This is a genomic window from Bacillus cereus group sp. MYBKT14-1, from assembly GCF_051915185.1.
GTDB lineage: Bacteria > Bacillota > Bacilli > Bacillales > Bacillaceae_G > Bacillus_A > Bacillus_A cereus.
The window spans coordinates 288,269-308,149 of record NZ_JBQAEF010000005.1 but is presented as its reverse complement, the minus strand read 5'-3'; the positions used below and the strand labels follow the sequence as shown (position 1 = coordinate 308,149).

Here is a 19,881-nt window from a genome sequence, read left to right as displayed (position 1 = left end):
AGTTTTTATTATGTACTTGTATAAAGCATTATATAAAAAACTATACACTTCTTTATTACTACATAAATGGATATAATTAAGGATAGAACTAGCATAAGGAGAAACAAAATAATGAATAAGTTACTTACATCGAAAATTGAAATTATAGAAAGAAAAATCCGGTATAACTCAACAATAGTAGATCACAATTGCTTATTACTTGAAAAGCAATCACAAAGTATCGTTTTATTTCACGAGGTGCAGTATTCATTTACAATGACTGCAAATGATACTAAGTTAACAATCCCAAAAGGGAGTTATACAATCGCATATTACTGGAGAGATCGTCCGTACAATTTATACGTATGGAGAGATATAAAAGGAAAGTATTTAGGTTCCTATTTTAATATCGTAAAAAACACACAAATAAAAGATGAAGTGGTTTCCTTTGAAGATTTAATCATCGATATTATGGTACTTCCAAATGGAGAATATTTCATATTGGATGAGGATGAATTACCAGAACCATTAGGAAATTTCGAAGGTGGTTATGTGAAGAAAGCTCTTTATGAATTAAAAGAAATCATTCAAAAAGAGCTTCCACCAATAGTTTTGGAGACAGCCAGGGTGCGGAGGAAATAAAATTTAATTACATAAATATTTTGAATGGAAATGAGTAGTCTCAAGTTATATGATCTAACTTTTTTGATAAATCTAAGGTTAGTAGCATATCTCTTGAGATTACTCTTTTTTTGTAGAAATTTCGTCGCTTAGTTATTAAATCGATTTTAAATTTATGAAATAATATTGACTGAATCAAGTTCAGTCGTTTATGATTGAATCAGATTCAGTCGTGGTGAAAACATTGTAGGAGATGACGTATGAAAAGAATATCAAAAGAACCAGATGTAAGACGCCAAGAGTTAATGGATATTGGTTTTGAACTATATATGAAAAATGGTATGAAAGGATTTGGCATAAAAGATGTTGTGAATCATGCAGGTGTAGCAACGGGCTTATTTTATTATTACTTCAAGTCTAAAGAGAATTTTGTTGATGAAGTTTTAAATGACTGTATTGTGAAAAATATGGAGTTAATTGAAGAAATACTTGTTTCAAATGAACGGTCTGTCATGCAAAAGATGAAAGATTCACTAGATATATTTTGGACATTTATTGAAAAGTTAGCACCCTATAAAAATGTGAGTTCGTTTCAGACGGAACAACATTTTCAACTGGAACAGAAATTATTCGCACGTATGCAACCGTTAATTAGACAAGTAATTGAAGAGGGAGTAAACATAGGGGTTTTTTATACTGATAACTCATTATTAGCTTCTGGGTTTATTCTATACGGTCTTAGCAGTATTGCTCATTCAGAAGTAAAGTTGAATCTAGATACAAAACATGAAATGGTTAATTTAGTATTAACTACACTACGATACAATCAAAAGGAAGGAGAAAGTTTATGAAAATTATTATCGATGGAAATAATATCTCACAAGAGCAACTTATAAAATGGAAAAGAGAACGGATAAAAAAAGTAATATATATATTAGGACATAAAGAGCCTGAAATAAATGATACAGACGTCATGATAAAACAGCTAACGGAAATAAAGTTGCGATATACATACAATGAAATGTACGAAAAGTTGAAATCAAAACTTAGATTAAGTGCGATAGGTATGCGTATCTGTACTCTTTTATCTGGCGATAGACGAAAATTTTCAAAAACTAGTATTTATTTAGATGGGATTACAGCAGAAGAAGCCATACATGGAATTGATAGTTTGATGCTTGAACAATCACGTGAAAATAACAAAGTGAATTTATCTGCTTGTCCTGATCACTATGTACTAAGACCCTTTGGGGAAAATGAATTAGAGGTTATCGAAACTACTGGTAATTCTCCGTTTCCAGTTCAATTTTTCATTGTTTTTGGTGACGAAACCGGATTGAAAACACCGAGAGATAAATCTTATCAATACCAATCAACAGGTGTTGCACGTATGAAAGATGGTACTACTATTGGTGGAGTTCGACATCAATTTAAAGATACTGATACAGGGATAGAAGTAAGTCTAGTTGTTGAGTTCCCAGCCCTTTGTCCTAATAGTCTAATTAAATCCCATCAAATGCATTTAGCGTGTGAGTTTTCTTATTGGTTACAGTGGATTAAAGATCAGAAAAAATAGTAAGTAAACGTCGTTTAAATAAACAAAAGTAAAATGTTCAAACAAATCATATGTATGTTTTAATAAAACCTAGTTGACTTATCGGAAATATTTGTATAATATGTACTTAATTCCATAACGTATTGCTGATTGGAGAAACCAAAGGCATTTTATCAACAGATAAAATGCCTTTGGTTTTTTTATTGCACAAATACTGAATCTGTTCATTTATATGAATCATTTTAAGGAGGGGAAGAAATGACTGTTTCAATTGATGGGGTATCAAAATATTTTTTGAAACAAACTGGTACGGTTCAAGTGCTAGAGAATATTAATTTTCAATTAGAGGAAGGGGATTTTGTTACAGTAATTGGTCCGAGTGGGTGCGGAAAAAGTACATTACTAAAAATTGTTGCAGGTCTAGATAATGATTTTGAAGGTGAAGTTGTTATTGACGGGGAGCCTATCTTAAAAACGAGCAAGAAACAAGGTTTTATTTTTCAAGAACATAGGCTTTTTCCATGGTTAACAGTTGAAGAAAATATAGCGGCAGATTTGTCGTTAAAAGATAAGTATGTGAAAGATAAGGTGAGAGAATGGGTTGAAATCGTTCGGTTAGATGGCTTTGAAAAATCGTATCCGAAAGAAATTTCAGGCGGGATGTCACAACGTGTTGCGATAGCGAGAGCGTTATTAAGAGATCCAAATGTATTATTACTTGATGAACCTTTTGGAGCGCTGGATGCTTTTACTCGAAGTCATTTACAAGAAGTATTGCTAAATATTTGGGAGCAGAAGAAAACAACAATGATATTCGTTACACATGATATAGACGAAGCGATATATCTTTCAAACCGAATCATCATTATGAGTGCAAAACCAGGGAAAATACATAAAGTGATTGAAAATAATTTGCCTTATCCGCGAAATAAAACTTCTCAATCGTTCCAACAACTTCGAACGAAAGTATTACAGCAGTTTGAATATGGAGGGTTGATTCAAACAAGTATATAGGAAAAGGGTGATTTTATATGTATAAAAAATTTAAAATTCTTTCTTTTGCTTTAGCTATATCAGTATGTTTATTAGGATGTGAAAAAAGTACAGCAAGTAGTAAGAAAGAAGATGTAACAATACAAATTGGTATACAGCAAGGGTTAAGCCCGCTATTACTAGCAAAGAAAAAGGGGTGGTTTGAAGAGGAGTTTAAAAAAGAAGGAGTTAAAGTGAAATGGACAGAGTTCCAAAGTGGACCTCCTTATTTTGAAGCAATCGCATCAAACCGATTAGACTTTGGTGAAGTAGGGAATTCTCCAGTCATTTCAGCGCAAGCAGCAGGTATTGGGTTTACCGAAATCGCCAATACAAGTTATGCGAGAAAAGGAACTGGAATTCTCGTTCAAAAAGATAGCAAGATTGCGAGTGTAAAAGAGTTAAAAGGTAAAAAAATTGCAGTAGCAAAAGGAAGTAGTGCCTTTAATTTATTGTATCGAGCACTTGATAAAGAAGGGATTGATGCAAAAGAGGTAAATGTCATTCAATTACAACCAGATGAAGCGCAGCCTGCATTCGAATCAGGATCAGTAGATGCATGGGCGATTTGGGACCCTTTCATATCATTACATACGTTAAATAAAGGTGCGAAGGTGATTGCAGACGGTGAAACATTAAATGTCTCTTCACCAGAATTTTTAATTACGAGAACAAAATTTGCGAAAGAACATCCAGAATTAGTTGAGAAATTCCTCAAAGTTTATGAGAAAGCACGTGTATGGCAAGATGCTAACTTAGATGAAGCAATAAAAGTATATACTTCTGTAAAAAAGATAGATGCGGAGATCGTAAAAGAAGTGTTTAATCACGACAAACCAATTTTAGTTCCGGTAACGAAGGAAATAATAGCAGAACAACAAAAGACAGCGGATTTTCAATATAAGCTCGGTTCTATAAAGAAAGAAATTAAGGCGGAAAAAGTTGTAGATAATTCTTTCGTAGAAAAAGCATTGAAAGCGAAGTGAAAAGAGGTTTTGTATAGTGGAAAATACGAAAGCTGTTATGAAACCAGCGAGTATAACGATTGAGAAAAACAGAGTTAAGAATGTGCGAAAGTTAAATGTAAAAGTTTTAGTAAGGGCGATTACTATACCGGTTATTATATTAATAATTTGGCAGTTAGCTGGCGTATTCGGTCTTGTTTCTAAAACAGTTTTACCAACACCATTAGATATTTTTTTAGCTTTCCAAGAGCTTATTAAAACAGGAGAGTTATTCGGCCATTTAAGTATTAGTGTATTCAGGGCTGCGGCTGGTTTCTTTATTGGTGGGGGCTTAGGAATCATTTTAGGAACGATTGTTGGATTTTCAACGAGAAGTGAGCAATATTTAGATCCATCTGTGCAAATGTTAAGAACTGTACCTCATCTAGCTGTTGCGCCACTTTTCGTATTATGGTTCGGTTTTGGTGAAACATCGAAAGTGTTATTAATTGCAGATGGTGCATTTTTTCCTTTATACGTAAACGCATTTTTAGGTATTAGAGGTGTGGATTCAAAGTTATTTGATGTAGCGAGAGTGTTAGAGTTTAGCAAAAGAAAACTAATTACGAAACTCATTTTACCATCTGCATTGCCTAACCTTTTACTAGGAGCAAGGTTATCGTTAGGTGTTGCATGGGTGAGTTTAGTAGTAGCAGAACTTATGGGATCTACAGAAGGTATTGGTTATATGATTATGGATGCAAGGCAATTTTCAAATACAGATATCGTATTTGTCGGCATAATTATCTTTGCATTTGTTGGGAAGTTTTCTGACTCTCTAGTACGTTTACTAGAAGCGAAGTTTTTAAGATGGCGAGATAATTTTAAAGGTGAGACTGGGAATTAACATATAAATTATTAGGGGTAATTTATATAGAATGTGTTAGTATACGATTCAAAATAAATAAGGGGTGTGTAAAGGCATGGAATTATTATGGTTTATTCCGGCTTATGGAGATGGTCGATATTTAGGAACGACAAAACGAGGAAGAGCAGCTGAATATGGTTATTATAAGCAAGTTGCTGCGGCAGCTGATTATTTAGGATATACGGGTGTTTTACTTCCAACTGGTCAAGGATGTGAAGACCCTTGGGTGTTAGCTTCAGCTCTTGCTGCTGAAACAGAAAAACTAAAATTTTTAGTAGCAGTAAGACCAGGACTAATGTCCCCTACAGTTGCAGCGAGGATGGCATCTACATTTGATAGAATTTCAGATGGGAGACTGCTTATTAATGTAGTAGCTGGAGGAGATCCAGTTGAACTACAAGGAGATGGATTATATCTTGATCATGATGAAAGGTATGAAGCAGCGGATGAATTTTTAAAAGTTTGGAAATCGACATTGCAGGGTGAAACGATCTCTTTAGAAGGAAAACATATTCAAGTTACAGATAGTAAAGTTGTCTTCCCACCAGTTCAAACGCCATATCCTCCTATATATTTCGGAGGATCATCAACTGCTGGAAAAGAAGTAGCAGCTCAACATAGTGATGTATACTTAACGTGGGGAGAGCCGCCAGAGCAAGTGAAAGAGAAAATAGAAGAAGTAAGAAAACTTGCAGAAGAGAAGGGGCGTACAGTCCGATTTGGCATTAGATTACACGTAATTGTAAGAGAGACAGAAGAAGAAGCATGGGAAGAGGCCGAACGTTTAATTCAATATGTGGATAATGAAACAATTGAGCTTGCTCAAAAGACATTTGCAAGATATGATTCGGTTGGTCAAAAACGGATGACACATTTAAATAAAGGTACGAGAGAGTCGTTAGAGATAAGCCCTAATTTATGGGCTGGAATCGGACTTGTAAGAGGTGGGGCAGGTACTGCACTTGTAGGCAATCCATATACAGTAGCAGAAAGAATAAAAGAATATGAATTGTTAGGAATTGATACGTTTGTTTTATCAGGATATCCACATTTAGAAGAAGCATATGAAGTGGCAGAATTGTTATTCCCATTATTGAAAGACGAGAAGAAAGAAGAAAATAAAATTGTTGGTGAAATGATTGCTGATGCATATGCATTAAAAAAATAGTCAGAAATAAAGTTTCACCTATTTATTGCTTCATTTTGTTTACTGTCTGTTAATACGGGATAAAAAATCCGCAAGTTATTCGCTTGCGGGTTTTCATCGTAAATTATTAGAAAATATGGTAAAATTAAAGGGTAACTTAAGGTGCGGTTGGTTGTTCAATTATCACTTCTCCGAGTAGGAGGGGGGTGATAATACGTGAGTGAAATAGCGTTGCTACTGCAGGGTGGACTGTTTCTCGTTGCATTGTTAACGTTCGTCGTCGTTTTAATAGACAAGCTCAAAAAATAACAACCCACCTATGCCTATAGAATGTGGGTTGTTTTGTTTGTAAGAAACAAATAGGATAAATGAACAATCCAATCTGCTAAGTTACGTGGACTAGTGTGTAGCCGCACACTAGTCTTTTTTATTTATTTACAATTTATAATTGGTTTATGTGATTGTATTGTTCTTTTCATACTCATTATAACACAGTGTCTTTTCATCAAGAAAGGAGACCGTATGTTCTGGTATCTATTATATAGTAGGTGCTTTTTCTTTGAACAGCCCATCCATATACTGTTTTAAACTTTGGACATAAAATTTCTGTGTATTCACATTATTTACACCGACAATGGGTGATGGAAGGTCAAATCTTTTTTCTGATAAATGAACGACAACATCAAAGATGTCAAACAAGCGAATGAAGCAAAACAGACCGTCTTTATCGCTAAGTAAAATAAAGTAATGATTTTCACTACTTGTATTTAGCGTATTCCATAAAGAACTTTTGCTTAAATCACGTACAATGCTTTTTTCTTTTAGTTCCACGAAATCTGCATTTGAGAGAATGGTAGAAATATCAATTGCATCTTGATCTTCAAAGTAGCCATCAACTGCTTGTACAGCGAATGTATAAGCCATTTTTAATATACTCATTTTATATTTACGGTTATCTAATAGTAATTCACGTTGAATAGAACTCGCTACTTTTGTTACACGTTCCTCTTTCCAAATTTCATTATGTAAGGAAATATCGTGCTTTTTACATAGTTTCATAATTAATGCATTAGAATAAAGAATTTCGTCGCTTACTTCGACAACATCAGTCTCAGCAGCCGCAAGTTCCTCACCGTGCTCATTCGTATAGAGTGGGGAATCAATTTGTCTTTTCATTTGTTCAATCTTAAATTGACTCAATTTATGCCTAATTAAAGGGCGATCAATATTTGTTGTCATTTGTTCATGACAAGTATCACAAATTGAGTTTGTGAAATAATATCCACATAATATTTCTGGAATGACATATTGTTCACTAAGTTCTTTCGTATCTTTTCTGCAAATGATGCATTGTGTCATTTTTATCACCTTTACCTGCAAATTTGTATGTAATCTCATTGTAGTGTATTTATTGGTATTTTGGAATATTGTAAAGGAAAATATTATGTGAAATTCATACTTATTTTGGTACAATGAAGAGAAGTGCTAGTTTAAAGGAGGCCATTTTTTTGAAATCAAAAGTGCACTTTTGGACATTAGAAGTGCTAATGGTTGTAGGAATCATATTTATTTGCACAAAAATATCATTTTTATTTCAACCGATTGGTATCTTCATATCAACATTATTTTTCCCAATCTTAATCGCGCTTTTTTTATACTTTATATTTAATCCTGTATTAATCTTTTTGGAGAATAAAAAAGTACCTAGAAATTTAGCGATATTGCTGTTATATCTTTTTATCATAACATTAACTGCGGTTGGCGTTGGAGTAGTTGTTCCTACGATTTCACAACAGCTAATGGACTTAGTAAAAAATATGCCAGGCTACATAAAAGAGGGAAAAGTATACATACAAGAATTATCACATCATAGGTTGTTTGAATGGTTATCTACACAAAACTACGTTTCCATTGAAACAATTGAAAAAAATGCGATTGAATACTTAAAAGATATACCAAATACAATTACGTCGAGTGCAACGGCTTTATTTGGTATTATCACGAACGTTGCATTAGTTGTATTTACTGTACCGTTCATTTTATTTTACATGTTTAAAGATGGACATGCCTTTCCAGGAAAAGCGGTAAGTTTATTACCAGAATCTTACCGTGAAGAGGGGCTTCGTATCATTAAGGAAACGAACGAAACATTATCTGCATATATTCAAGGGCAAGCGCTCGTTTGTATATTTGTAGGTGCGTTTACTTTTATCGGTTATTTAATTATTGATTTACCGTACGCTTTCGTTTTAGGGATTATCGCAGCATTTACAAACATCATTCCTAACTTAGGTCCATTTATCGGGGCAGCACCAGCTGTTATTGTAGGACTGTTCGTATCTCCGATGCAAGCCTTATACGTAATTATTATCGTAACAATTGTACAACAGTTTGAAAGTAATATTATTTCACCACGTATTATGAGCTCGAAATTAAATATTCATCCACTAACAATTATTATTTTAATTTTAGGGGTAGGTAACTTTGCGGGAATTATCGGAATGATTTTAGCAGTACCAGTTTATGCAGTAACAAAAACAGTTGTTTCGAACTTAGTGAGATTGTTTAAGACGAAGAGAAGTAACCGAAAATAGTAAAAACTGAGGAAGATACACCGCTTTTTAAGTGGTGTATCTTTTGTTTATAAATAAATAATTAAAAGTGGGTTGATTTGATTTTATTATATATTTTTTATACATCAAATTCAGTGATAAACTTGTGTGATATAAGCTCTATAAAACTATGTGGAATCCCTCTGAACTATCCAAATCATTTCCTTACAGCGTGCTATCAACATCATAATCGACTCCTTTCAATTCTATATAGTTAAACGATTAAAGGTGAGTGTAGTACTTGCTTCTACGATCTCGAATTTCATCAATAACTTGTTTATATTGTCTTTCTTGTTTTAATTCATTTTGAGATATTGTTTCTTTTTGAATCGTAATCGTTAAAAAGAAAAGGTGAAACTTCATATGTGAATTCCTCCTTTCGAATTGGAATTACAGATGACTACAGTAATGACTTTGTCTTTCTTTTACAGAATTCATAGCCTGATTAATTTGTCGTTCATGAAGCATTTCAGACTCAGAAAATTTATTTTTTTGAATGGTAATGGTTAAAAAGAATACTTTAAATTTCATAAAATAATTGCCCCTTTATAAATGATTTAGAAAAAACGAGTGTAATAAGAAATTATAGGTGACTACAGTAATGACTTTGTCTTTCTTTTACAGAATCCATAGCCTGATTAATTTGTCGTTCATGAAGCATTTCAGACTCGGAAAATTTATTTTTTTGAATGGTAATGGTTAAAAAGAATACTTTAAATTTCATAAAATAATTACCCCTTTATAAGTGATTTAGAAAAGACGAGTGTAATAAGAAGATTGGCGCTCTTTTACTTCGTCCATAATGCTTTGGATGTGTTGTTCACGTAAAATCTCTTTCTGTGAAAGCTTACGTTTTTGAATGGTGATGGTTAAAAAGAATGCTTTAAATTTCATGAATATATGACCCCTTTAAAATATATTTTTAATACATTTGAGTGTAGTATGAACTTTTAATGTCAGTTATTTTATCAGTCAGTTGTTTTAACTGTTGTTTACGATTGATTTCAGTTTCAGATAAAGTATGTTTTTGAAGCACAGTCGTAAAAAAGAAAATATGAAAAGTCATAAATGAATTCCTCCTTTCAAAAAGGAATTACAGGTGATCACAGTAAAGTGCTTGGCGCTCCTTAACATCATTCATAGCTTTTTCAATTTGCTCATTATGAAGAATTTCATCTTTGGAAATTGTATTTCTTTGAATCGTAATACTTAAAAACAATACGCTAATAGTCATTGAATGTTGCTCCTTTCTTAGAAAAATAATGTAAGAGACTAAAAAATCGCGCAAAAAAACCACAGGAAGATACAGTTCTCCTATGGCTGGGCGTGAAAAAGCCACAGGAAAGTATACGACCTCCTGTGGCGAATTTATGAATTAAATGAAATAAAGTACGATTTTCAATTCTCCATTAGGGTGGTCGAATTCATATTTAATTGTCCAGAAAACACAGGTGCAGTTAACGCTAAAGTTAATGCATGTAATTGTAATTTCATCATTTCCTTCGACCTCCTTTTAGAAATTTTTTCTTACGTTAGTAAGTATATACAATTAATGGATAATTGTAAACATAAAAAATGAAAATTTTTAATTTTGATTAAAATGCGTATATTTAAAAAGGGATTTGAAAGTAAATATTGTAATTAACGAAATATCGATAAAAATGGGGGATGCTAAATGAAATATATGCATCATAACATAATCGTTATGCTAACAATTTTTTTATTCATTACGGCTTGTTCTAACGGGGAAAGAATAAAAGATATATATGATGTTAGGTCAGATGATTTTAAGAAATATACTGGGACATACGTTGGTAATAATTCAGATGTGGTTGCAATTATTAATCATTTACCCGGTGGTGGAACAGTTCAAAGTATAAGTTTAGAAAATGAAAATATAAAAGTGAACTATGGTGCAAAAGAGAGTGGAGCTCTTACAGAAGAAATGATTGAGACGTATTGGTTTGATGAGAAAGATACGATGAAGAAGAATTTTCTCTTTAATGCTACCTATCTAGTAATTTTAGTACCAAACGCAAAAGCTTATGAGTTTCAAATAGAAAATAAAAACTTTAAGATAACGAGGGAAGAAATGTTATCAATTTTGCATAGGGAATTCGATGATTTTACAAAAGAAAAAGATATATGGGATAAAAATAAAGTTATAAAGTTCTTTAACGGCAATGAAGAAAAAATTAAAATGCTTGTGGAAGATAAAGATTTTCGGAAATCTTTATTTGCTAAATATCCAGTGAGCCAGTTGAAATAATGGAGGGGAGAAGATGGAGTTAGTATACAAAATTTCTTATCATAGAATACAGGATCATTATTTACCTAAATTAGTACAGGCAATTAGGCTCGTTAGTGAAGAAGATTTGTGGAAAAAAGAGACCTCTGTTAATTCAATTGGTGGAATCGTACTACATATTTGTGAACATTTACAGAGAAATACAAGGCGTTATAAGGATCCAAATACAGTTTTTGAAAATGGAATTGAAGAATATTTTCCAGTGAAACAAATAAGCTCTGAAGCTTTGTTAAAAACTGTTGAAGAAATATTTGATGAGTGGGGCAAAGCATATATACAGGTCTGGGAAGAAAAAAGGCATATTGATCTTCAAAGTCTATTACATTTGGTTGAGCATACAAGCTATCATTTAGGGCAAGTAGTAGATCGTACAAAATGTATTGAGGGACAACAGTTAAATTTTTGTCAAAATGGTATAAATGAAAAGAATTTGAGAACAAGAGTTGAAACTTCGAATTTTTAGAAAGAGAGACATTCTTAATTGAATGACTCTCTTTTTTGTAAAAGAAATTTATGGAAAAAAATAATTCTATGTGATATGGTTAATTACATAAGTAATGAACCTATGAACCTAAGGTGGTGAAAATGTGAAGCCGACTCTAGAACAAAATAAATTAATATACATACAAATTGCAGAAACGATTGAATCTGATATTTTAAAAGACATATTGCTTGAAGAAGAACAAGTTCCATCGACAAATCAATTTGCGAAGATGTTACAAATAAATCCGGCTACCGCAGCTAAAGGGGTGAATGTATTAGTGGATGAGGGGATTTTATATAAAAAGAGAGGGATCGGGATGTTTGTTGCAAAAGGAGCAAAAGAAGTTGTACTAAAAAAAAGACAAAATACTTTTATGACTGAATATTTACCTAAAGTGTGGGAAGAAGCGAAAGTACTAGAAATATCAAAAGATGAATTGATGGATATGATTCAAAAGATTACGAAGGAGGGGAAAGAGGGATGATTGCACTTGAAACGAAAGATGTAACGAAAAAGTATAAAAAGAAAATAGCTGTAAATGAAGTAACGATTTCATTGGAAGAGAATAAAATATATGGTTTGCTTGGAAGGAACGGAGCAGGGAAAACGACTTTATTAAATTTACTAGCAGGACAAATTACTTCAAGTAGTGGAAGTGTATCAATATTTGGTGAAGATGTTTTTGAAAATAGTAAAGCGATGCAAAATATTTGTTTCGTTAGAGTAAAAGAAGAGTCTCATTTAAGTTATAGCGTAAAAGAAATTTTTAAGATATGTAACATGTTTTATAAAAATTGGGATCAGAAGTTTGCTGAAGAACTGGCGGGTAAATTTCAGCTTAATATAACAGAGAAATACCATAAACTATCTCATGGCATGCAAACAGTTGTAGGAATTATTAAAGGGTTAGCAAGCAGAGCGACAATTACTATTTTTGATGAACCAACTACAGGATTAGACGCAGCACATCGTGAGTTATTTTATAGTTTACTACTAGAAGATTACGGGGAGTATCCCAGAACAATTATATTATCAACACATCTGGTAGAAGAAGTAACCCATGTTATTGAAGAAGTAATTATCATAAAAGAAGGTGCACTTGTTGTTCAATCAACAGTGGAAGATTTATTGCAACAAGGTCATATTATTTCAGGGCAAAAAGGTAAAGTGGAGGAGTTCTTGATTAATAAAAAAGTTATAAATAAAGAAATTTATGGGAATAAAGGTATTGCTGTTATATGGGAAGAGCTTTCTAATGAAGATTGTTACTCTCTTGAAAAAGAAGGTTTAGTAATTGATAGAATTACATTACAAAAACTATTTATTCACATGACTGGTGGTGAAGTGGAATGACGATGTTAATGAAACAATTGAGGTTACATATAAATTTTCATTATAAAGCAATTTTAATATTTTGGATTGTAGCTTTATTAATAAAAGGAGCTTTATATGCTGCTCATTTAAATGAAGCGAAAGTTGGTTATTTACCCGAAATTATCAATAATCCTTCAATTGCAATTATGATTTTTATAGTAGGGAGTGTTTTCATTGTTCAAGATGATTTATTTCGTTTAGCAGTTTCATTTGGTATAACGAGAATACAATATTTTATCGGAGCGATTTGTTATATTGTGTTGCAATCCGCATTGTTTTCATTCCTTCAAATACTGTTTTTACAAGATATAAAATATAACTTAGTAAATGTTAACTTTGGAGAGCAATTAATACAACAGTTTATTTTACAATTTTTATTTTATGTTACGATAGCATGTTTCTTTCAAGTAGTAGTAATTTTTAAGCAAAGATTTCAATGGATTGGTCTCATGATTGGTGGGTCGCTTTTCCTTTCAACAAATAGTGTGCTGTATGGAGAAGTAGGGATAAAAGGATTGTTATTTACAAATGATGTATCTTTAATAGATATCCCTTATTTTATTGTTATTTCAATTGGATTAACAATTCTTTATATCATAACTAGTAGTATATTTATTCGTAAAGTATCATTTGAACGAACAGTTTAAAATAGTGATAGATTATTTTTTTAGGGAGAAGGAAAATATATGGGAGACACGTCCTCACTAATAACCGTCTTTTTATGCATTGCACTACTAATATTTTGGCGTCGTTATCGCTCCATGCATAAGTCAATAAAGGGATCGGGAAAACGTATTTTATGGCCATTACTATTTTTAACACCAGGTATTGTATGGTTTTTAAGTCCCGTACATCCAGCTATATTGCAAGTAAGTATAGCGGTATTCATTGGTGTACTTTTTGCTGTGCCGCTTATAGTATTAACAAATTATGAACGAAGAGATGATGGGAATATTTATACGAAAAAAAGTGCAGCTTTTTTAATTACTTTTATTGCACTTGTCGTTTTGAGATACGGTTCAAGAAAATATATTGTTGACTTAGATCAGCAAACAATAGGTTTATTATTTTATGTTGTTGCAGTATCGTATATTTTTCCTTGGAGAATTGCCTGTTATATAAAGTTTAGAAAAGTTTGGCGGGAAAATAATAATCATGCTATATGAAAACTTCTCATTTGAGAAGTTTTTTTATTTTTACAGGTAAGCAAAACAAGTTGTTGAAGGGCAGGCTGTCATAGAATATGATACATATTATAATGAGGAAAAGTTGAGGGGATAAAAATGCGTACAATTTTACTTTTTCTAAACAACATGTTCATTAGCGAAATCGAGGACATTAGGCAAAAACATGATCCTTTATTTGGATTAATTTTACCGCATATTACAATTGTATTCCCATTTGAAAGTTCGATTTCAAATGATGAGCTGAAATTACATATTATAAATGTATCAAAACCGATACAGAATATAGAAATTGAATTTACGAATCAAATTACAAGTGAAAGAGAATATTTGTTTTTACGAGTTGAAAAGGGGAAAGAACAAATAGAGGAACTACATAATATTCTATATACAGGACCTTTATTACAATTTTTGAAAGAAGACATTCCGTACATCCCGCATGTAACAGTCGGAAGAAAAGAAAGTGCCGAATTAGCTGCTGAAGTAGTGAAGGAGATTCCTAGTTTTCATGGGAAGTTAAATTGTGTGATTGATAGAATAAGCGTGGAGCGAATTGGAGAGAACGGGGAATCAATTATTGAATTTGAAGTGCCATTTCTAAAAAGCTGACAAAAGTCAGCTTTTTATTTCGTAGCATGAAGTAATGCACCAATTGCACCGCTATTACCACCATCTTGTAAAAAGATTGGTGTTTTATTTTGATATTCGGTGTAGCTACTAATAATATGTTGAAGTTGTACGTTATTACATAAAGTCGAACCAATATAAATAATATGTTCAATGTTTTTTGTTTCAGCGAATTGAAGGCTTAATGCAGTAACGACTTCACCGACAAGTCCTTGTACAGTAGCTAGTATATCGGAGCTACTATTATTTGATTCTGTAATGGCTGCTTTTCCGAAGTTACTAGCAGTTAAGTTATTATCGATAGGGGAAAGAATACCACCATAAATATCTCCAACCGTAATATCTAGCTCTTTTCTAGATCCTACTTTTGTTAGAGGTATTATATCTTCAAAATGATCTATATTTGTTAACAATTTTGAGAGTCCCATAATAGTCCCACCGCCAACTCCGGTTCCACCAGCGCGAATATATTGTTCATTATAAACATAATGGATAGAAGTACCTGTACCGATATTGGTTAAAATAAAATTGTTTATAGTATGTTGTTCTTCTTTTAATATGAATTGGACACCTGCAAGAGTAGCTTCAAATTCGCTTAGCTCTATTATTTTATATGAACCTGTAAGCAGTTGCTGTAATAGTTTCGATTTACCACCCGTAATACATATTTGTTTTATGCCATTGTTGTTTTTAATCCAATCTATTATTTTATGTTGTTCATGCGAATAAAATTTTTCAAAAGTTAATAGCTTTTTTTTGTTAAAATAAGCTATTTTCGTTAATGTGCCTCCAGCATCGATACCGATAGTACGTTCCATTTTCCTGCTCCTAACTACGTAATATGTTTTCCTATTTACTTAATCGGTTGAGAATAGATATTTCCAACTGATATAAGGAACACTTTAATCTGCTTGATATATTAATAGTTTTTCTATAGTTACAATAGGCTGGTCGTTTACAGTTGCAATACCTTTACCAAGAACAAAACCTCGGCGATTGCGCGTTAGCTCATAATGTAAATCAAGTTTATCACCGGGATATGCTTTTCCGTGGAATTCAACTCCATCTAAAGAGGAGAGGAATCCTAGTCCTTCAGAATCACTTGTATGTACAAATGCACTAAGCTGAGCAAGTGCTTCTACAATTAACATATGAGGCATATGTTTGTGACTATCATTTATAAACCATTCGTTATTTGTAATGAGTTTATATCCTGTAACGAATTCATCTTGTTTTACATTTGTTACTTTATCAATCATTAAAAATGGATAACGATGGGGAAGTGTGTCTTTAATATGCATATGAAAGTACCTCCAATTAATAATACCCCTGCTAAAGTTAAGCAGGGGAGCCGGAATTAATTTTTAACTAATTCATTTACTTTTTCAAGGACGAAAATGCCGCTATTTCTAATGTTTTCAACAACTTGTTGCAACACTTCTTTATCTTGAACGAGTGCAATACGTACGAAGCCTTCTCCGTGAGGTCCAAATGCATGACCAGGTGTAACAACGACATTCGCACGATCCATTAATGCATAAGCGAAGTCTAGAGAAGTCCATCCTTGTGGAATTTCTGCCCAGACAAACATACTACCAGCTGGCTTATCGACATTCCAGCCAAATGTTCGGAATCCATCGACTAAAGTATCTCTCCGTTCTTGATAAATATTGCGGTTTTTCTCACAAAATGCAGCGCCATTTCTTAGTGCTGCAGATGCCGCTTTTTGAATTGGTAAAAATACACCGTAATCGGTATTAGATTTAAATTGAGTAAGTGCACGAACAATTTCTTCGTTTCCAATCATATATCCAATACGGCTACCTGCTAAACTATAACTTTTTGACAAAGAATTGATTTCTACGCCAACTTCTTTAGCACCAGGTACAGAGAGGAAGCTAATTGGCTTATTACCATCAAAATAAAATTCGGCATAAGCAAAATCATGGACAACGATAATATTATGCTTTTTCGCGAATGCGATTACTTCTTTAAAGAAATCTTCATGAGCCATTGCTGGAACGGGATTTCCTGGGAAGTTTAAAATCATCATCTTCGCTTGATCGGCAATTTCTTCAGGGATGACTTCTAAGTTTGGTAAGAAATCATTCTCTTTCTTTAAAGGCATGTAGTAAGATGTTGCACCAGCCATTTGAATACCTGTTTCATAAGCTGTATATCCTGGATCAGGAACTAATATAATATCACCTGGATTTGCATAAACCATAGGTAAATGAACGAGCCCGTCTTGTGAACCCATTAATAATAAAACCTCTTTATCCGCATGTAATAAAACGTTATGAGTGTTGTTGTAATATTCAGTTACAGCTTCGTGAAATTCTTGAATACCTGATAATGTATACCCGTAGCTCTCTTTTTCACTCGCTGTATGTACCATTGTTTCTCTTACAAAATCAGCGGGCGGCATATCAGGATTTCCGATGCTCAAATCAATCATGTTATGACCTGCTGCAATTTTTTCTTTTTTATAGGCTCCTAATTCACTAAATATAGAAGATTGGAATGCTTTCATTCTGTGTTTTTAATTATTCTGAAAACACATGTTTATATTTTATCATTTTTTTATGAAAATTAAAATGATTGACAAATTTAGAGGAAGGATTAGCCTATTTTGAAAAGTATCGATGTAAATAGCGTAGATGTGTTAATTGAAATGTCTATTATAGGATTCATTTTATATAACTTAAGGTATTTTCTAGTTTTTATTAAGTATATTTCTCATGTTTTGAATGAAAAAGAATACGAAAACAAGGGCTATTTTTGTGGCCGATTTCTAAAGTGAAATAACGCAGAAAATATTTTCTGCGTCTCCTCTGAAATGTAATCATTTCTTTTTATATGTGCATAATTTTTCGGCTGTCAAAAAGTATACATTTAGTGTACCGTCGGCAACTTTTAAAGTTTGGTCCGATGTAAATGAATTACCATAATCAATGTGATATACATTAGAATTTTTGACAAATGAGCCTTTATATAAATCGTCTTTATTCTTTGTTGTTTGCATTTCTACTAAATTTTGCACAATCTTCTCTTTATTTTCTTTTTTGACAACTGTTTCAAATTTATAATATACAGGGCATTCACCTTTTTTATTGTCAACGACTTCCCAAGAACCGTATATATCGTTATTGCTGCATCCACTAAGTAGGATGATTAGTATAGGAATTGTAAGTAGAACCTTTTTCATTTTGTACTCCTTTCTTTTAAATTTGAATAAACGTGCGAATACGATAGGGATATTATAATAAATAAAGTTTAAATTTTTTTAAAGAATTATTTAATTTCATATAAAAATTTAAGAGAAATTAAATAAGCATGAATCTAGTGTAAAGTCAGATTCATGCTAGTACTATAGCCTATGTTATGTCTTTTTTGAGGATAAATAAAGAAGAAAGCAGAATCACTATTCCATTTAATATATATACGCTTGCGATCATAAAGGCTAACGTACCTGCGCCAAATCCTGCTTTATCGAATATAGAAGCAAATGTTGCGATAGTCAAAAAAATAATGGGAGTCAGTAGTAAAAATATGAAACCTGCCACGATTCTTTTTTTAAAACTATGTCCAGATAAGGAAATGGCTAAAAAGTTTAGGATGCTAAACAGAGCAATTGCAAAGAGCAGGACAATAAATACTTCGATGCCATCAGACATTTTACCACTCCTTTTATAAAGAGTACTTTTTATAATCTATTCGAAATAAAAGGGGGATACTCCTTTAGGTAATTTCAATAAACGTAATAAATAGGCGTATTATAAAACAAAGAAGTATGGATTCAATATTAGATCCATACTTCTTTGTTTATTTTATAAATTCGCAGATTGCGAATGCTGTTTTTCATAATGTTTCTGCTTAGAAAGGGAAATAGAAATAATCAATAATGAAACGACTCCGAAGATGAGAACCATATATTGTAACCCAATTGTATCTAAGAAGAAGCCTGTGCCAAGTAAGACGATTTGGAACATAACCCTCTCAAACATATTACGGAATGAGAAGAGGCGACCGTGATAACTTTTTTCCACTTTCGTTTGGAAAATCGTCGACATAATAGGGAAGAAGCAGCCAACACTAAACCCAAACAAACCAAATGATGTAAGAGCCATCCATTTTATATCGCTAAAGAACAATGACAGGTGTGCAAAAGCAGTACAAACTGCGAAGAAATATAGTAATTTTTCAGGTTTGAAATGATCAGATAGACGTTTAATTACGAAGGCACCTAACATAAATGCGACACCTTCAATTGTATATATGAACCCTTTAATCGTAGGATCATGTTGCATTTCGCTAATGTTAATAACCATTAAATTAAACCCAGCTATAAATAATAGAGGGATGATACTTAATATAAGTGCTGTAAAAGCAATAGGAATTCCTTTTAAAATACGAAATACTTCCATAAAGCTATTATCTTTTGCAGCTTGTTTACTTGGTGTTGTTGATTTCTTGTCTTCGAATTGTAGGAAGAAAGTCGAGAGGAATAATAAGGCGTATGCTGCCATTGAGAAGGCATACATGTACTGTAAACTCATCACAACTAAAAGAATTCCACCTAGTGAAGTACCTGCAATACGAGCAATTGTACCAACATTCATATGTATACCGTTCATTTGTAATAACTCATGCTCACGTACGATGAGTGGAATTACAGATTGTAATGCAGGGAAATAAAATGCTGCTGAAATTTGAAGAGCAACCATAAATGCGATCATAAATGCGATACTTTCAAATTGAATAGCGAAAAACATAAAAATAACACTTAAAACTCGACCAAACCCAGCGTAAAGAAGAACTTTTTTCTTTTCATACTGATCGATGACACGGCCAGCCATAGGTCCAACTAGAACACCGGCTAATAGTCCGATAAATAATATAACTGATTTCATGAAATCAGAAGGGACATATTTTTGCATAAATTCAAGGTTGCCAAGAATACCAAGCCATAATCCTAGACCTGCAATAAACTCCCCAATTAAAACAATCCAAACGTTTTTATTACGCCACATAACATAAAACCTCTCCGTCTTTTAAAATGAAAAACTCGTATATAAAACCTCCT

29 protein-coding genes are annotated in these 19,881 nt (G+C 32.6%); 16 read left to right on the top strand and 13 right to left on the bottom strand.

The window, feature by feature from the left end:
• Positions 1-111: 111 nt before the first annotated feature.
• From ACTFO4_RS15965 to ACTFO4_RS15930, 8 genes are all read left to right on the top strand, one after another.
• Complete coding sequence (locus ACTFO4_RS15965; RefSeq protein ID WP_001037883.1) at positions 112-621, top strand: DUF402 domain-containing protein; 510 nt, start codon at positions 112-114, stop codon at positions 619-621.
• Between the two features lie 239 nt (positions 622-860).
• The gene (locus tag ACTFO4_RS15960) at positions 861-1,451 is read left to right on the top strand and encodes a TetR/AcrR family transcriptional regulator (protein WP_000822621.1); all 591 of its coding nucleotides are present in this window, start codon (positions 861-863) and stop codon (positions 1,449-1,451) included.
• Positions 1,448-2,176, top strand: a complete 729-nt coding sequence (locus ACTFO4_RS15955) for a hypothetical protein (RefSeq protein WP_135277799.1) — start codon at positions 1,448-1,450, stop codon at positions 2,174-2,176. The genes ACTFO4_RS15960 and ACTFO4_RS15955 overlap by 4 nt, the downstream gene beginning before the upstream one ends.
• A gap of 237 nt (positions 2,177-2,413) precedes the next feature.
• A complete protein-coding gene (locus ACTFO4_RS15950; RefSeq protein ID WP_000218576.1) occupies positions 2,414-3,169 on the top strand; it encodes an ABC transporter ATP-binding protein in 756 nt (251 codons plus the stop codon).
• Positions 3,170-3,186: 17 nt separating this feature from the next.
• The gene (locus ACTFO4_RS15945; protein ID WP_000276909.1) at positions 3,187-4,173 is read left to right on the top strand and encodes an aliphatic sulfonate ABC transporter substrate-binding protein; all 987 of its coding nucleotides are present in this window, start codon (positions 3,187-3,189) and stop codon (positions 4,171-4,173) included.
• A gap of 16 nt (positions 4,174-4,189) precedes the next feature.
• Positions 4,190-5,038: an ABC transporter permease gene (locus ACTFO4_RS15940; protein ID WP_000432128.1), complete on the top strand. Its 849-nt coding sequence runs from the start codon at positions 4,190-4,192 to the stop codon at positions 5,036-5,038.
• A gap of 76 nt (positions 5,039-5,114) precedes the next feature.
• On the top strand, positions 5,115-6,227 hold the full coding sequence (ssuD, locus tag ACTFO4_RS15935) for an FMNH2-dependent alkanesulfonate monooxygenase (RefSeq protein ID WP_088338521.1): 1,113 nt from the start codon (positions 5,115-5,117) through the stop codon (positions 6,225-6,227).
• Between the two features lie 195 nt (positions 6,228-6,422).
• On the top strand, positions 6,423-6,515 hold the full coding sequence (locus ACTFO4_RS15930; protein WP_001289320.1) for a putative holin-like toxin: 93 nt from the start codon (positions 6,423-6,425) through the stop codon (positions 6,513-6,515).
• A 228-nt stretch (positions 6,516-6,743) separates the two neighbouring features.
• Here the strand turns inward: ACTFO4_RS15930 and ACTFO4_RS15925 are convergent, their stop codons facing one another.
• A complete protein-coding gene (locus ACTFO4_RS15925; RefSeq protein ID WP_000189709.1) occupies positions 6,744-7,565 on the bottom strand; it encodes an HNH endonuclease in 822 nt (273 codons plus the stop codon).
• Between the two features lie 149 nt (positions 7,566-7,714).
• Between ACTFO4_RS15925 and ACTFO4_RS15920 the strand changes: the two genes are divergently transcribed.
• On the top strand, positions 7,715-8,800 hold the full coding sequence (locus ACTFO4_RS15920; RefSeq protein WP_000837892.1) for an AI-2E family transporter: 1,086 nt from the start codon (positions 7,715-7,717) through the stop codon (positions 8,798-8,800).
• Positions 8,801-9,040: 240 nt separating this feature from the next.
• Here ACTFO4_RS15920 and ACTFO4_RS15915 read toward each other — a convergent pair whose 3' ends face one another.
• From ACTFO4_RS15915 to ACTFO4_RS15890, 6 genes are read right to left on the bottom strand one after another with little or no spacing between them, the layout of a single operon-like run.
• Positions 9,041-9,181 (bottom strand): YrzI family small protein, encoded by a 141-nt coding sequence (locus ACTFO4_RS15915; RefSeq protein WP_000668497.1) that lies wholly within the window; start codon positions 9,179-9,181, stop codon positions 9,041-9,043.
• A gap of 27 nt (positions 9,182-9,208) precedes the next feature.
• Positions 9,209-9,349: a YrzI family small protein gene (locus ACTFO4_RS15910; RefSeq protein ID WP_000669806.1), complete on the bottom strand. Its 141-nt coding sequence runs from the start codon at positions 9,347-9,349 to the stop codon at positions 9,209-9,211.
• Between the two features lie 52 nt (positions 9,350-9,401).
• On the bottom strand, positions 9,402-9,542 hold the full coding sequence (locus tag ACTFO4_RS15905; RefSeq protein ID WP_000669805.1) for a YrzI family small protein: 141 nt from the start codon (positions 9,540-9,542) through the stop codon (positions 9,402-9,404).
• A 26-nt stretch (positions 9,543-9,568) separates the two neighbouring features.
• Complete coding sequence (locus tag ACTFO4_RS15900; protein ID WP_000668965.1) at positions 9,569-9,712, bottom strand: YrzI family small protein; 144 nt, start codon at positions 9,710-9,712, stop codon at positions 9,569-9,571.
• 28 nt (positions 9,713-9,740) lie between these two features.
• Positions 9,741-9,884 (bottom strand): YrzI family small protein, encoded by a 144-nt coding sequence (locus ACTFO4_RS15895; protein WP_000142712.1) that lies wholly within the window; start codon positions 9,882-9,884, stop codon positions 9,741-9,743.
• 27 nt (positions 9,885-9,911) lie between these two features.
• The gene (locus ACTFO4_RS15890) at positions 9,912-10,052 is read right to left on the bottom strand and encodes a YrzI family small protein (protein WP_000156193.1); all 141 of its coding nucleotides are present in this window, start codon (positions 10,050-10,052) and stop codon (positions 9,912-9,914) included.
• A 441-nt stretch (positions 10,053-10,493) separates the two neighbouring features.
• Here ACTFO4_RS15890 and ACTFO4_RS15885 point away from each other — a divergent pair, with 441 nt between their 5' ends.
• The 7 genes from ACTFO4_RS15885 to ACTFO4_RS15855 all read left to right on the top strand — a co-directional run bounded on the left by ACTFO4_RS15885 (position 10,494) and on the right by ACTFO4_RS15855 (position 14,777).
• A complete protein-coding gene (locus ACTFO4_RS15885) occupies positions 10,494-11,087 on the top strand; it encodes a DUF4825 domain-containing protein (protein WP_017673233.1) in 594 nt (197 codons plus the stop codon).
• A gap of 13 nt (positions 11,088-11,100) precedes the next feature.
• On the top strand, positions 11,101-11,589 hold the full coding sequence (locus tag ACTFO4_RS15880) for a DinB family protein (protein WP_440013914.1): 489 nt from the start codon (positions 11,101-11,103) through the stop codon (positions 11,587-11,589).
• 124 nt (positions 11,590-11,713) lie between these two features.
• Positions 11,714-12,094: a GntR family transcriptional regulator gene (locus tag ACTFO4_RS15875; protein WP_000805185.1), complete on the top strand. Its 381-nt coding sequence runs from the start codon at positions 11,714-11,716 to the stop codon at positions 12,092-12,094.
• On the top strand, positions 12,091-12,963 hold the full coding sequence (locus ACTFO4_RS15870; protein ID WP_000560921.1) for an ABC transporter ATP-binding protein: 873 nt from the start codon (positions 12,091-12,093) through the stop codon (positions 12,961-12,963). Before ACTFO4_RS15875 ends, ACTFO4_RS15870 begins: the two co-directional genes overlap by 4 nt.
• Positions 12,960-13,631 carry a DUF4052 domain-containing protein gene (locus ACTFO4_RS15865; protein ID WP_000178200.1) on the top strand — a complete coding sequence of 224 codons (672 nt, stop codon included), beginning with the start codon at positions 12,960-12,962 and terminating at the stop codon, positions 13,629-13,631. Before ACTFO4_RS15870 ends, ACTFO4_RS15865 begins: the two co-directional genes overlap by 4 nt.
• Positions 13,632-13,670: 39 nt before the next feature.
• Complete coding sequence (locus ACTFO4_RS15860) at positions 13,671-14,150, top strand: CcdC family protein (RefSeq protein ID WP_075677176.1); 480 nt, start codon at positions 13,671-13,673, stop codon at positions 14,148-14,150.
• 117 nt (positions 14,151-14,267) lie between these two features.
• A complete protein-coding gene (locus ACTFO4_RS15855; RefSeq protein WP_001259195.1) occupies positions 14,268-14,777 on the top strand; it encodes a 2'-5' RNA ligase family protein in 510 nt (169 codons plus the stop codon).
• Between the two features lie 14 nt (positions 14,778-14,791).
• Here ACTFO4_RS15855 and coaW read toward each other — a convergent pair whose 3' ends face one another.
• From coaW to ACTFO4_RS15825, 6 genes are all read right to left on the bottom strand, one after another.
• Complete coding sequence (gene coaW, locus ACTFO4_RS15850) at positions 14,792-15,613, bottom strand: type II pantothenate kinase (RefSeq protein WP_000442501.1); 822 nt, start codon at positions 15,611-15,613, stop codon at positions 14,792-14,794.
• Between the two features lie 84 nt (positions 15,614-15,697).
• A complete protein-coding gene (locus tag ACTFO4_RS15845) occupies positions 15,698-16,096 on the bottom strand; it encodes a 3-hydroxyacyl-ACP dehydratase FabZ family protein (RefSeq protein ID WP_000547649.1) in 399 nt (132 codons plus the stop codon).
• 56 nt (positions 16,097-16,152) lie between these two features.
• Entirely contained in the window at positions 16,153-17,328 is a 1,176-nt protein-coding gene (locus ACTFO4_RS15840; protein WP_440013912.1) for an LL-diaminopimelate aminotransferase, read from the bottom strand.
• Between the two features lie 312 nt (positions 17,329-17,640).
• A complete protein-coding gene (locus ACTFO4_RS15835) occupies positions 17,641-18,003 on the bottom strand; it encodes a hypothetical protein (protein ID WP_000757018.1) in 363 nt (120 codons plus the stop codon).
• Between the two features lie 169 nt (positions 18,004-18,172).
• A complete protein-coding gene (locus ACTFO4_RS15830; RefSeq protein WP_001279462.1) occupies positions 18,173-18,472 on the bottom strand; it encodes a hypothetical protein in 300 nt (99 codons plus the stop codon).
• A 153-nt stretch (positions 18,473-18,625) separates the two neighbouring features.
• Complete coding sequence (locus ACTFO4_RS15825) at positions 18,626-19,828, bottom strand: MFS transporter (protein ID WP_000269257.1); 1,203 nt, start codon at positions 19,826-19,828, stop codon at positions 18,626-18,628.
• Positions 19,829-19,881 lie beyond the last annotated feature (53 nt).